Source organism: Telluria sp. LT2P80 (assembly GCF_059685955.1).
On record NZ_JCASIO010000016.1, the window covers coordinates 18,056 to 29,621 of the forward strand.

General features: G+C 51.3%; 13 protein-coding genes and 1 pseudogene. 9 read left to right on the plus strand and 5 right to left on the minus strand.

Features of this window, described 5'->3' with window-relative positions; translation table 11 throughout:
- Positions 1–2: 2 nt before the first annotated feature.
- Together AC56LW_RS23350 and AC56LW_RS23355 are read left to right on the plus strand one after the other, a co-directional pair.
- Positions 3–431: a hypothetical protein gene (locus tag AC56LW_RS23350; RefSeq protein ID WP_499638110.1), complete on the plus strand. Its 429-nt coding sequence runs from the start codon at positions 3–5 to the stop codon at positions 429–431.
- 450 nt (positions 432–881) lie between these two features.
- A complete protein-coding gene (locus AC56LW_RS23355) occupies positions 882–1,295 on the plus strand; it encodes a GNAT family N-acetyltransferase (RefSeq protein WP_499638113.1) in 414 nt (137 codons plus the stop codon).
- A 220-nt stretch (positions 1,296–1,515) separates the two neighbouring features.
- Here the strand turns inward: AC56LW_RS23355 and AC56LW_RS23360 are convergent, their stop codons facing one another.
- A complete protein-coding gene (locus tag AC56LW_RS23360; protein WP_499638116.1) occupies positions 1,516–1,797 on the minus strand; it encodes a hypothetical protein in 282 nt (93 codons plus the stop codon).
- 8 nt (positions 1,798–1,805) lie between these two features.
- On the minus strand, positions 1,806–2,387 hold the full coding sequence (locus AC56LW_RS23365; RefSeq protein ID WP_499638119.1) for a recombinase family protein: 582 nt from the start codon (positions 2,385–2,387) through the stop codon (positions 1,806–1,808).
- 361 nt (positions 2,388–2,748) lie between these two features.
- Here AC56LW_RS23365 and AC56LW_RS23370 point away from each other — a divergent pair, with 361 nt between their 5' ends.
- Together AC56LW_RS23370 and AC56LW_RS23375 are read left to right on the plus strand one after the other, a co-directional pair.
- Positions 2,749–3,930 (plus strand): hypothetical protein, encoded by a 1,182-nt coding sequence (locus AC56LW_RS23370; RefSeq protein ID WP_499638122.1) that lies wholly within the window; start codon positions 2,749–2,751, stop codon positions 3,928–3,930.
- Positions 3,931–4,594: 664 nt separating this feature from the next.
- Positions 4,595–4,810 carry a hypothetical protein gene (locus tag AC56LW_RS23375; RefSeq protein WP_499638125.1) on the plus strand — a complete coding sequence of 72 codons (216 nt, stop codon included), beginning with the start codon at positions 4,595–4,597 and terminating at the stop codon, positions 4,808–4,810.
- A 212-nt stretch (positions 4,811–5,022) separates the two neighbouring features.
- Here the strand turns inward: AC56LW_RS23375 and AC56LW_RS23380 are convergent, their stop codons facing one another.
- Together AC56LW_RS23380 and AC56LW_RS23385 are read right to left on the minus strand one after the other, a co-directional pair.
- Entirely contained in the window at positions 5,023–5,229 is a 207-nt protein-coding gene (locus AC56LW_RS23380) for a hypothetical protein (protein WP_499638128.1), read from the minus strand.
- An 18-nt stretch (positions 5,230–5,247) separates the two neighbouring features.
- Positions 5,248–5,472: a hypothetical protein gene (locus AC56LW_RS23385; RefSeq protein WP_499638131.1), complete on the minus strand. Its 225-nt coding sequence runs from the start codon at positions 5,470–5,472 to the stop codon at positions 5,248–5,250.
- Between the two features lie 380 nt (positions 5,473–5,852).
- Here AC56LW_RS23385 and AC56LW_RS23390 point away from each other — a divergent pair, with 380 nt between their 5' ends.
- The gene (locus tag AC56LW_RS23390; protein ID WP_499638133.1) at positions 5,853–6,845 is read left to right on the plus strand and encodes a hypothetical protein; all 993 of its coding nucleotides are present in this window, start codon (positions 5,853–5,855) and stop codon (positions 6,843–6,845) included.
- Positions 6,846–8,894: 2,049 nt separating this feature from the next.
- Positions 8,895–9,365: a hypothetical protein gene (locus AC56LW_RS23395; RefSeq protein ID WP_499638135.1), complete on the plus strand. Its 471-nt coding sequence runs from the start codon at positions 8,895–8,897 to the stop codon at positions 9,363–9,365.
- A gap of 523 nt (positions 9,366–9,888) precedes the next feature.
- On the opposite strand, the gene AC56LW_RS23400 is transcribed toward AC56LW_RS23395, so the two are convergent.
- A complete protein-coding gene (locus AC56LW_RS23400) occupies positions 9,889–10,392 on the minus strand; it encodes a YfbU family protein (protein WP_499638138.1) in 504 nt (167 codons plus the stop codon).
- 265 nt (positions 10,393–10,657) lie between these two features.
- Here AC56LW_RS23400 and AC56LW_RS23405 point away from each other — a divergent pair, with 265 nt between their 5' ends.
- From AC56LW_RS23405 to AC56LW_RS23415, 3 genes and pseudogenes are all read left to right on the plus strand, one after another.
- A complete protein-coding gene (locus AC56LW_RS23405; RefSeq protein ID WP_499638141.1) occupies positions 10,658–10,915 on the plus strand; it encodes a hypothetical protein in 258 nt (85 codons plus the stop codon).
- Positions 10,912–11,211, plus strand: a complete 300-nt coding sequence (locus AC56LW_RS23410; RefSeq protein WP_499638144.1) for a hypothetical protein — start codon at positions 10,912–10,914, stop codon at positions 11,209–11,211. The genes AC56LW_RS23405 and AC56LW_RS23410 overlap by 4 nt, the downstream gene beginning before the upstream one ends.
- Before the next feature lie 3 nt (positions 11,212–11,214).
- A pseudogene (locus AC56LW_RS23415) lies at positions 11,215–11,566 on the plus strand (hypothetical protein); the annotation flags it as partial.

Here is an 11,566-nt window from a genome sequence, read left to right on the forward strand (position 1 = left end):
TTATGAAATTTTCCAAATTGAAAAAAATGAAACGGACAATTGCGCTGGGGTTAGCCATTATTTTGCCGGTATTTACCCAAGCGCAGGGATTTCATGAAAATCCGCCGGATAAGAAATTAAAAAAATTTTTGCAGGTTCAAAACGCAAAGCTCCCGACTATGGTGGCTTCTGGTATGCGGCAAGAAAAGGCTAGCGTCATGAATGGTGTGTTAATTCACACGTACACGATTTTATCAAAATCTACACAGGAGCTAAAAGCGATAAATATCGATGAAAGACAACGATCTTCCATGTTCCCGGGAATCTGTCAAGACCCGTTCACGTCACGCCTACTTCGCGATGGCGTAGTCTTCAAATATGTATATTTAGGAAATGACGGAATGATTGCTACACAGATTGTCATCGGCCCTGAAGACTGCAAAAGACAATAACCCTTGGCTTGAGGCGGCGGTCGCCTGTTCCTGGGGCGAAGCAACACTCTCCTGACCGAGCTTGTCGCGCCGAGCGGCTGCGTCGGCAAGCTTGCCCGCCAATCCTTAGCGTACTATTTTTCAAATTCTGTGGGAGTCCCTGATGCAAGTTTGTGTAAGTTAATTCAAGCTTTTGCAAGTCGAACGCAAGCGCATGCAACTCAACCTGTGCCGTCTGAAATATCATCTTGATTACATCTACGCATATGCCACAATTAAGAATATGGCGCGCACTACTAGTGATTTCTTTCGCGGGCTGTGATGCGAAGCCTGATCAGGTCGCCATGAGTGCATCAACTTCTGCTACTGGCTGCCGGCCCGGCCTGGCCGGCCATTCTTGCACCGTGATAGGTGCGGCTCACCTAGATTCCGAAAAAATGATGTGACGAGGAGGTCAAGGGGACAATGCAAATGATTGAGTTCGATCAGGTATCCAAAGAAGAGTTGGTGGCTTTTATCGCAAAGAATTTCGATCTTTTCGATAGCGAACGAACACCCGGATTCCCCGATAATATGCTTTTCGATTTGGAGTGCGACTTCTTCCAGTTCTTTCGTAGCCCAGATGGATTTGCGATTGCGTTCGCAGGACGACCAACCGAAGTAGAACTGATGTTCTTGTATGTGCGAAAGTCTGCACAGGAACTAGGGATAGGGGCGCAACTAATCAATAGCGTGAAACACATGGCAGCAGGGATCCCGATCACACTGAAATGCCAAGGCTACGACCGGCGATCGTATTTTGAGCGTCGTGGATTTGAAGTCGTTAGGCAAGTGGCGAAGGATCGCTTCTGCATGCAGTGGCTGCCCGCAGACCTATCGATGTAATAGTCCCTTGGAAAAGATCCAGCAGCACCCACGCCGCGTTCGACGTGGCTGTGGCCCGCTCGTCCAGGGCAAGCGCGTCACAGTTGGGAGCGTTGGTACGGTGTACGGCCAGCGAAGAAAACACGAGCCACAGTATCGAAACCCGACGAGTTACGTTAATTGCCTTCAATGATAAGTCGTATTATCATCGAAGGCCGGTTGAAGCCCGCTCACGCGGGTTTCAGGCCGACCAGGACTCACCCTCGCCCATGGCATCGTTGTAGGCGTCCGCCAGCAGATAAGCATGGCGCGCCGCGGCCGGCATGGCTGACGCGGCCATCACGAGCCAGTGCGCGCGCCGTGTTTCGGGCAGCCCATTCCACCATTCCATGCCAGCTTGAGGGTTGTCCTCCTTAACGGGGTAGGCGCCTCCGCCGGCTTCCTGGTCGTCCTCGTACAGCTTGAGATTCCATCCCCCGCCCAAATCGGCAGGGCGGGGCTGGATTTTGTAAGTGCGGCGCATGTCGTTCCTTATTGGATGCTGGCGACCGGCTTTACGACACGCATGACGCTGGCGCGGGAAATGCCGAAGGTGCGCGCCAATGCGCTGATCGATTCCCCGGCCTGGTGCTGCCTGGCCATCGCCGCCCGCTGTTCGTCAGTCGTGCTGGTCGGGCGGCCTAAGGTCTTGCCCTCTGCTTTCGCGCGCGCTAGGCCGGCCTGTGTGCGCTCTACCAGCAGGTCGCGCTCCATCTCGGCGACGGCAGCCAGCATGTTCAGCATGAGCTTGCCGGCTGCACTGGTCAGGTCGAGCTTGCCCAACTGCAGGACGATGACCACGATGCGACGCGCGGCCAGCGCCTTGATCGTGGCGCCGATGTCTTGGGCATCGCGGCCGAGACGGTCGAGCTTCGTCACCACCAGCGTCTCGCCGTCACGGATCTGGCTGAGCATCTTGGCGAACTGCGGGCGCTGAGCTGCCGACACCTTGCCCGACACGCTCTCATCCGCGTACCAGTAGTCGGTCGTGTAGCCAGCCACCTCGATCTCGCGGCGCTGATTCTCCGTCGTCTGTTCTTTGGTGCTGACCCGACCGTATCCGAAAACCGCCATGTTGTTGCTCCTTATACACGTTTCAGGCAGCGGAACTTGTTCGCACTCGTTCAAACCTGTTCAATAAAGTGCATCATACAACCGAACATGTTCATAAGTAAATTGGCTATATTATGAACATCCGCAGCGCCGGCGCAAGTGACCTGTTCAGAAACGGTCGGTTTCGTACAGCGTTAAAAAACAACATCTAGTCAACATTTTTATCCAAAATCTGTTTTTCTTGTGAGTTCAGCAATAAAGTAATCTAATTCTGACAGGCAGTGCCGTAAATTGCGGGCGCAAAGGCCGGTGAACAGTACATTCCAATTCTCTAGGTAACTTCGATTTTCTAATATCCTACTTTAAAGGTTTAGAATTTTCTATGACACGTACATTAAATAAAAACATTCTAGCTCTAGGATTGTTTATTGTTTCTCTTATTGGTAACGCCGCAGAGATTGATCTCGAAAAGCTAGTTAGAGACCGGGCCGCCGGGAAGGGTGTGGTGAAAGAAATTGAAGATACAAATAATGCAATCAAAAAATTTTTTAAGGGGGACGCCTTTAAATTACGCTTTGATAATATACGAGCTACTGGTGGAGCTATTCGTTATTCTGAAGTTAAGGCCGAATCCATTCCACAAACTATTATATCCGAGACTTTTATGTTTCGGAACTGCACCTCAAACGATCGCAAAGATTCACGTTCTGGTTCCATTACCTACCAGGAGGGCGAAACCATTACGACGATGGACACGATAAGGGGCTCAGCTTCTTTGACTCTTACAACCAAAGAACTAGGCAGCGCTAATGCTTCACGAGAGGTTTTTTCTTCGCAACAGAAAACACGTAATTACAGCAAAACTATAGTCGAAACCATACAGCTCGACGAAACCATCAAGCCAATGACTGCTTTACTGGTAAAGATCGAAAAACGAATATCTAATGCCTATCTAGACTTTGAAGGCGACATGATACTTAACGCTGACGTTTCCAAAGCGCCGGCGCCTGGATGGAAAGGTGAAACTGTTTATCTTGGAACCTATTCCAGTTTGTTCGGCGAGCAAAGTTTTACAGTTCGAGGCCAAATATGGAACGCCAAGTCGCATTCAACTAGCAAATCCTACACCGAGATCGAACTAAATGAAGATAACCCGCTGCATTGTGTCCAACCTGATCTAAGAACTAAAGTGATAGCAGAGATCAGTGCATTGGATACCAAAGGTTCTACGGGAAATTTGCTCAAGTTTGGGCTTACACCAGTCCACAATTTAAGCAATGAGAAAGAAATCGGTACTCAGCACGTAGAACCCTACTCGAGCGGGCTACGCATAACGACTTCCAACTCTATTGCGAACGTTGAAGTAAGGGCAAGATCGATGGGCCCAGGTTTCTGTGCGGTTAGATTTAGCACCATGGGAGGACAAACACAATTTTTGGCACCTCCAGTTGGTTGGTCGCCTTGGACGACTTTAGCCGCACACGTAGGAGTGGCAACATATACGATTAATGAGACTATATTATGCGATACCGGCATGATTGCAGAAATCCGATATTTCAAATAATAAACTCAGGAAAATCAGTCTGCGCCGAGAATCTAGATCTAGGTTTTGGCGGCCAGCAGCGGGTTGCACAAGGTAGGAGAGTCCTCGCGGGCCGCTGCAGCCGTGCGCGGGCTTAGTCTCGATCTACCTCGGCCTTGGTTAGGCGTTCACCTTCCTCGCCAGTCCGCTTGAGCAATTTGTCGGGCTGGTGGTCTACAACTTTCACCTTGCTACAAACAGTACCCAAGTCCACCCACAGCTTCTTGATAATGCCCGACCTTAACGCCCTTGTTGGTCTGGTCGGCCGCGTCGATCGTGGCTGCTCGATAATAGACTCGACCTTCGTGCTCCGCTCCCCTGATTTCTTGCAAGCCGCAGTGTCTTACTGCACTTTTGCCAGTGCTGACGGACGACCGAAAACCGTCGTTATTGCACACGCGCTGTAGAGGAAAAAGAGTTGATGGGGATTTCGGCTGTGATCAGCCGTGCGCATTGCAAACAGTAGCTCGTCTGCCTGCGCTAGATAAGGCACTTTGGGAACGTATTTTATCAAGAGTAGAACTGATCTTCACAGACTGATAAATAAACGAATTTATTCCATCTAAGTCACTTGTTAAAACAAAAAATTTTGTTTATAGCGTGTGTGTTGTTTAAACAATTCTTACAAACAAAACAAGGAGCACAAATGGACAAACGTCATGATGAACTGCTGACTTCCCGCCTGGAAGAGATCGTAACGAAGGGATGCACCTTTATTGTCTGGAACGAGCTTTATCTTTGGTATGGAGTTCAAAAGCTTGCTGCGCGCACGTATCGCGACCTCGCCGAACGGTGGGACGAAATCGCGAATACCCACGATCTGGCCCAGCTCGGTAAGCTTGCGTTTATCCAGAGTCCTTGAGCAAGCGGCGGCGGAGCTGGTATTCATTTGTTCGGCAGCGAGATGCCACAGCTCGTCAATGACTACGACGAATGAAAAAAGCGGCCTAGGCCGCTTTTTCTTTTGCTGTTTTGTCTTCAACGTAGGCATGCCCTACTAGTCCTAAGCTGCCCACAGGAAGGCTTACATGCTCGGTGTCGATGCAGCGCGTGGTAGCGCGGGCAGACGTACGCTCAGCTGCCACGCAGCGTATTCGCTTGCAACCAAGCGTTCACGAACTCATACAATTGACGTGCCGTGCTCACGTATTTTGACGGGTGTTCCCGGAAGTCGTCGGCATCTTTCCACATGACGCGAAAACCACGGTGCCATTCAGAATTTTCGGCCACGACGACCGGACCAGGGCCGTCTGCAAACTGGTCGGCCGTGATATCGACCACAAGCTGATGCCGCTGCAGTCAGGCATGGGAAGGACATATGCCGTCTTCTTCCCGTCGATCACCTTCGCCCGACACGAATTCAAAACCGCCGAATCCGGCATCTGCGAGAGACGCGCCCAGCACAAGCGAAGTATCGTCACGAGTTCCGCCTGGGAAAGATGTCCAGTTCGACGGCCATTTGTTCCTCAGGAAGGTCCTGCAAAAGTGCACGCGTGTGTCGATCACTTTCACGTTGGCGAGCATGCTCACGTCATCGTCTATGACTTTTCGGCTTTGACTATTTTGCTTCTACCTTGTCCAGGCTGGCCACGGCCAGCAACCCGTGACGTACAACCAGGGGGGCATTCGCCGAAGAGTATTGGATTGTGAGGCTCTCCTTCTGCGCGTAGGTCAGCGCGGCGTTGTCCTGCTCCTTCTCGGCTCTGTTCAAACATGGATGGCCCAGCAGCTCATGTGTGACCGCTTTCAACGGTCTATTTGCAAATAGTCAATTCATACAGTCAGAAAAACAACATGTTTTTTTAATATTTTTACTATCTAGATATTTCGCTTGAGTTCTAATAGGTAAGGGCGTGTAATTACACAGAGAGACAGTGTCGATACACTACCCCTCGGAGCGAGCAATGAGTCTTAAAGCGAAAAATTTTTTTAGTCTCATTTTTGCCTCGTTAGCATGGCAAGTCGCGGCGAATCCGATGGATGAGCGCCTCCTATTTTGGGAAGAACAAGCATTGATGTGTCCTGCTGAACCAGGACGCAATGCTTTTCCGACTAAGCAAACAGGAGAACCAGCTCAGCCATGTGACGACGGGGACATGACGCTGTTTAACGGCCTCCTTTGTGCAGCGGGTGACAAGCGTGGCTGCCAGGGTGTGGCCGAAGCGCAGAATCCTACTACTGGAGAATGGGCACGCTCGCCACGAATTCGGATGCTGGGACGCAATGATCGTGGCGATGCATTCTTTTCTCCAGACATGGCGCTCGGCTTGCAGCTCTACTTTGTCAAAACTGGAGATGTTCAGGCTGCCTACAAATGGCTGCTTTGGATGCATCGGAGCGTGGCTTGCTCATTTGAGCTAGGCGGCGAGTGCTTAATATATGCCCTCCCACGTTTTTGCACTAATGATCAGAAAGACAAAGGATGCACTATGCGGCCCGGAGACGCTGCGCAACTATCGGCGACAGTGTCATACCTACAGGAAAAATACGGTATGCCGGCTTTGCCTGATGGTAGGTTACGCGGCTATCTCGGCGATTTTTCCGGCTATGGCCCGACGATTGCAGCTATTGATGCACAGCTAAACAAGCCTGGTTATTCGATGCATCTGGTAGGTGTATCGATCATGCTTAGTCGCATGATGGGGCAGACCCACGAAGGCATTACTTCAGCTGCCGCCACTCTGGCGCGAAGAGAACCACACAACCCCTTCTTCCAATATCTCCATGAAGGAAAAAAAGCAGCAGTGGCCGATCTTACGCTCAAAAAATGTCCAGCTCCCGATAGGCCTTCGACGCCGCCTCGCTATCAATGGCAATGGGAAAGGGAAGAAGCCGATCGCGCGTGGGTACATTCCAGTTATTGGGACTGCATCTTCATGGCGTATCTTTTGCGCTAGTACCGGTTAAACTAATCTCCCTAGCATACATAGCGCCTATACTGCCTTGTTCGATACCCTTACTTACATTACTCCTATACTTACTGCAGATCAAATCTATAATTTTTGAAATTGGTATTAATATATAATTATTGCACTTATTGCACTTATTGCACTTATTGCACTTATTGCATTTATTGCATTTATTGCATTTACTGCATTTACTGCATTTACTGCATTTATTTTATTTAAATTAACATTCCTTAAGGCAGATAAACTGCTTACCGGATTTAGTAATGTTTTGCAGTGGAAGTGACAAACCTTAATCAAATCTGAGGAGGTCCAATGTTTAAATTTTTTTCCATTCTTGGAATCTTAACGGCATTTATTGTTACGTCTGCATACGCTCAAAAACCGACAATTCTTCAAGGGGCGGATGTTACGAGTAAACTCGTAGAAATTCAAAACTATGGAATTGATAAAGCCAATGCTTCAGATTATACGGTTGATGGTAATAAACGCTTCGACGGGTTTTTTTTGAAAGCCGATAGACTAATTTTCAAAAAAGGAGCAAAGTTAATTTTCTCGCGTCAAGCCCTTGAGAACCGCAGAGTATTTTATGTTATAGCGAGACAAATCTTAATGGAAGACAACGCCTCACCTGGAACTATCACGTGGGAGGGCGCTACAGATACTCCAGTTCCTAATGTCGCTGGACAGGCGGGAACCGGTAGCTATCCTGGGGGGGCAGGACAACTAGGAGTCCAAGGAAACGAGGGACGAGGTGGGGAATCCGCGCCTGCTCTCTACTTAGCAGTGCTGTCGATACCTGGATCTGGTCCAATTATCGACTTTCAAGGCATTGTTGGGGGGCCTGGAGGGCAAGGTCAAAAAGGGGGATCCGGTGGAGCTGGAGCTGCAGGAGATAACGCTTCTCAGGACTTGGTAAACTGTAGACGTGGTGCTGGCAATGGGGGCGGAGGTGGACCCGGGGGACCGGGGGGACCGGGGGGGCTTCCTGGCAGAGGCGGCAATGGCGGAGGGGTGACTCTTCTGACTACTCCAGACCTCATTGCTCCTCTTTCCACTCGGGTCAGGGTCCTAGTTTCAGGCGGGCCGGCTGGTTCACCCGGATCAGGTGGACCTGGAGGGGACGGAGGTCCTGGAGGACCCGGAGGAGCAGATGCTCGCCCTTACTGTCGGGGCTCAGGTTCGCAAGGGCCGAACGGCTCGCCAGGGGTGCAGGGCCCATCCGCAGCTGCTGATACAGGGCCGCGAAGGGGCACAGCCGGAGATTTCTTAATAGGTGCCATGAGCCAAGACGACTTTAAACGTTTCTTATACGGCGGAAACTAGTTCATCTAGATCAAGACTGGATGAGAAGCGAATAGTCGCGCCGCGCCGCGACTATTCGCTTTTGCAAGCTCAGGCAGCCGTTCGAGACCCGAGAAATGAAAAAGGGAAGCCATGTAGGCTTCCCTTGAAATTCAGGCGGGACTTGAACCCGCGACCTCCCACATCGTCAGAGGGGTGCTCTATCCTGCTGAGCTACTGAGGCATACTTATGTTATCAAATTTCTTCATTCGTGTCAATACCTTTGTGAAGAAAGTTAACGGTTAAAGGCAGGCCGCCTTATACCACCGCAGGAGCTGGTTTGATGATCCTCATCACGCTGGCTCGGGAAATCCACTAACTCACCGTGGCTCTCCTCTTCTGTGGGATTTAAGCTCGCACAGTAATATCAATGGCGGAAGGGTCAACTCCAAACGTTTGAGCAAGGCCGGCTTTCGCCTGGGCGATCGTAAGAGGAGATGCTTTAGGCTGGTAGTGCGGATATGAGTGTCTCAGCGGCCGGCACCGGCACGTGCTTTCACCCACGTGGCCGGTAATTCCAACGTCGGAAAGCCTGACGGGCATACCAGGATGCCGTGCATTAGGCCGCGAGAGCGGACAAGCACTGATCGCCTGGCGTCGATTATTAGTCACTTTGAGTAAAAAAGGAGGCCACCCGTCGGCCATCATATCGCTGGGCTTGCAGCTCAGGCGTAAAATAGTCCCATTGAAACTAAGTGGATGAAAAGATGGCAATAACCACAGTAGGGCTGCGGGTGCTGCGCGAATATATCGCGCGGGTTGGTGCCACTGGCAAGCCGGAAAAGTTGACCATTGCCAACGCTGTCGTTTTGACCCCCAAGCAGCAGGACGCTTTACAAAATTTACTGATGAGCATGTGGAATCGGCCAGATTACATATGCCCCCAAAAGTTGGCACTCAAGCCGAAGCATGGCTACGAAAGCCGGGTTTTAGGGGACAAGTTCTCAGGCGAGCAGTACGCCCAATGGCTGGAACAAGGTTGCTCTGATGCAGCGTTGGTTGGCGCAGATGCCTATGGGAAGCGTATCCACTTGGCATTCGGTCCGATGGACGACTATCCTAATATCACGTATAACTTGATCGTGCCTGTTCACTCCGACGCTTTCGGAAGTGTACATATTGACGATGTGGTACCAAAGGGATTGTCCGCAGGCGCAACGAAGTAAGGAGCTGGGATCGGTAGACGATCCTAAGAAAAGAGGGGCGTAAACGAAAAATAGCCCCCTTGGCTGATCCCAAAGACTGTCAGGTTAGCTTGGTGCGGAGCTTACTGACACTGAACTTTGGGGGCTGTAGGGCTGCTTCTGAATATACTTAAGTGAATAGGGTTTGTCAAATTCGATCAACGCAATCGTGATCAGGAAGCACTGTATGTATTGACAGTGCCTGGCGGACATGCTACCCTCAAAGCGTTCTTCAAACTATGCAGCAAACGGAACGCTTTGAGGGTAGCATGTCCGCCATCCCTAGCGCGATTTTTCCGAATTTTTGCTCGCTTCATACCACCGATTTTCCGGTTCATTTTGGGTCTCCTGCAGAGGTTAGTAATAGCCTCCATTATACAGGAATTACCCTTTAAAATCAGCGACTTATGGAAGTAACGTGAGCGTTTTAGCGTTCCGGTTACAGCATTAAAACACTGGTGCAGCTGGCATCAAGGCGGTTCTCAGATTGCGGAACCGCCCGAACTTACTCCTTGTACTTACGAGCGTCCAGAAGCTGCTGAATCTGTTCCTTGGAGTAAGGATAGCCAACATCGCCCATGTCGTGCCAGCAGATAAGCATACGGCGGTAACCGTCCACCGTGGGCATGTGCGCGTTGTTGCCCTTTGGATTCAATACGTCGTTAAAGCTGCCACTTTTCCCCAGGAAGTTGGCAAAGCCCATCAAATCGGTCTCGTTGTTGCCGTCGAACCCAGGGAATTCGACCTGATGGGCCTCGATGCCACTCTTGTCCGTCAAGGTGTCGTAGCTGCCTTTCAGTCCACTGTAGAGGTCCAAGACACTAATTACGAACTCAGCTTTATCGTTGTCGAGGTTCGGCTGCAAGTGTTCCAGGTAGCCGTCATACAGCCATTTATAGCCGCGCCGCAGCGCATCGGCCACCATCGCGTGCTGGTCATCATTTTCCAGCTTGGCCAGAATCTGGTATTGGTTGCTCAAAATCAAACGTTCTGCATCGGTCAGTTCCATCTGTCATCCCCCAGGGTTAAAGAACTCACCATATCGGGATCGAGTGGCAAATTGCAAACATTTGTTTGTGTCGCAACTATCTCACCATGCTGGTAAGCGCGTTTAATCGCTTAGATTTTGCATTTTTGCACCCGGCTGCAAAAACACAACAGGGACACCAACAGCGTGGAACGAATTTTATGTCAAACAAGCGAATATTTCTTGTGGCCGGTCACTAGAAGCAGTACAGTCATCTAAGTTTTCGCACAAACAACGGACGTACAAGATGGACGAACAGAAGCGCCGGCCAGGCCGGCCGGTCGGATCGGGGGAGCAGTTACCGCCTACCGAGCGTAGCCGGCAGAGCCGGCAGAACCGAGCCGCTAACGGCGCGACCAGGTTGGATTTTTACTTGGACCCCGCCCACGCTGACCAGCTCGCGCAGCTGATGGCCCATTGGAACTTGAACACCAAGAAGGAAGTAGTGCAGCGCGCCCTGGACATCGTGCACCAGACTGTTGCCAAAAACCGAAAGGCCACATGATGAGCTACAGCTACGAAATAAAGCTGCGCCCTGCCGAGCTGGGAGGTGGATGGAAACTGACCCTGCTGCAGGATGGGCAGGAGGCTGGCGGCGGCGTGTTCCCGATCGCGCAGGACGATCCACAAGCCGGCATGAGCTGGTGGAACGAGTGCAGCGAACAGGAGCGCGGCCACTGGCTGATGATGGCCGCATCAGCTCGGCCGGCCGACGCCTACCACGCCTATCTGCTGGCCGAGGCTTACGCGGACGCCGAGAGCACTGCGTATCAATGGCTCGATTCCAGGGACGAAGGATAAAGAATGGCTGATCAGGACATCAAACCAAACAAGCCGGCCGCGACCAGGGCACGCAAGTCGCGTACAACCAAGAGCCGGGCTCCGACTGACGTAACGGCAATCAGTACTGACGTGCCGCTGCAGATGGGATTCTGGCCGGACGAGGTGCGAGGCGTGCCAAATGCAGCACTTCGCGGCGCGCTGTTCTCGATCAACCAGGAACGCGAACTGGCAAAGAAACGCCAGAAGCTGGCGACAGTGGACGGCTATCAAATCATGTTCAAAGGCGAACGTTTCAACCAGCGCGACCTCGACCTGTGGGAAATGCTGTTGCACATCGGCCGACAGCAGCCCTATGGCAAAGCTATCGAATTCG

What these genes read in the sequence shown, in the direction of transcription:
- AC56LW_RS23350 (WP_499638110.1), top strand. Translation starts at nt 3, where the DNA reads ATGAAATTTTCCAAATTGAAAAAAATGAAACGGACAATTGCGCTGGGG.
- AC56LW_RS23355 (WP_499638113.1), top strand. Translation starts at nt 882, where the DNA reads ATGATTGAGTTCGATCAGGTATCCAAAGAAGAGTTGGTGGCTTTTATC.
- AC56LW_RS23360 (WP_499638116.1), bottom strand. Translation starts at nt 1,797, where the DNA reads ATGCGCCGCACTTACAAAATCCAGCCCCGCCCTGCCGATTTGGGCGGG.
- AC56LW_RS23365 (WP_499638119.1), bottom strand. Translation starts at nt 2,387, where the DNA reads ATGGCGGTTTTCGGATACGGTCGGGTCAGCACCAAAGAACAGACGACG.
- AC56LW_RS23370 (WP_499638122.1), top strand. Translation starts at nt 2,749, where the DNA reads ATGACACGTACATTAAATAAAAACATTCTAGCTCTAGGATTGTTTATT.
- AC56LW_RS23375 (WP_499638125.1), top strand. Translation starts at nt 4,595, where the DNA reads ATGGACAAACGTCATGATGAACTGCTGACTTCCCGCCTGGAAGAGATC.
- AC56LW_RS23385 (WP_499638131.1), bottom strand. Translation starts at nt 5,472, where the DNA reads ATGCTCGCCAACGTGAAAGTGATCGACACACGCGTGCACTTTTGCAGG.
- AC56LW_RS23390 (WP_499638133.1), top strand. Translation starts at nt 5,853, where the DNA reads ATGAGTCTTAAAGCGAAAAATTTTTTTAGTCTCATTTTTGCCTCGTTA.
- AC56LW_RS23400 (WP_499638138.1), bottom strand. Translation starts at nt 10,392, where the DNA reads ATGGAACTGACCGATGCAGAACGTTTGATTTTGAGCAACCAATACCAG.
- AC56LW_RS23405 (WP_499638141.1), top strand. Translation starts at nt 10,658, where the DNA reads ATGGACGAACAGAAGCGCCGGCCAGGCCGGCCGGTCGGATCGGGGGAG.
- AC56LW_RS23410 (WP_499638144.1), top strand. Translation starts at nt 10,912, where the DNA reads ATGATGAGCTACAGCTACGAAATAAAGCTGCGCCCTGCCGAGCTGGGA.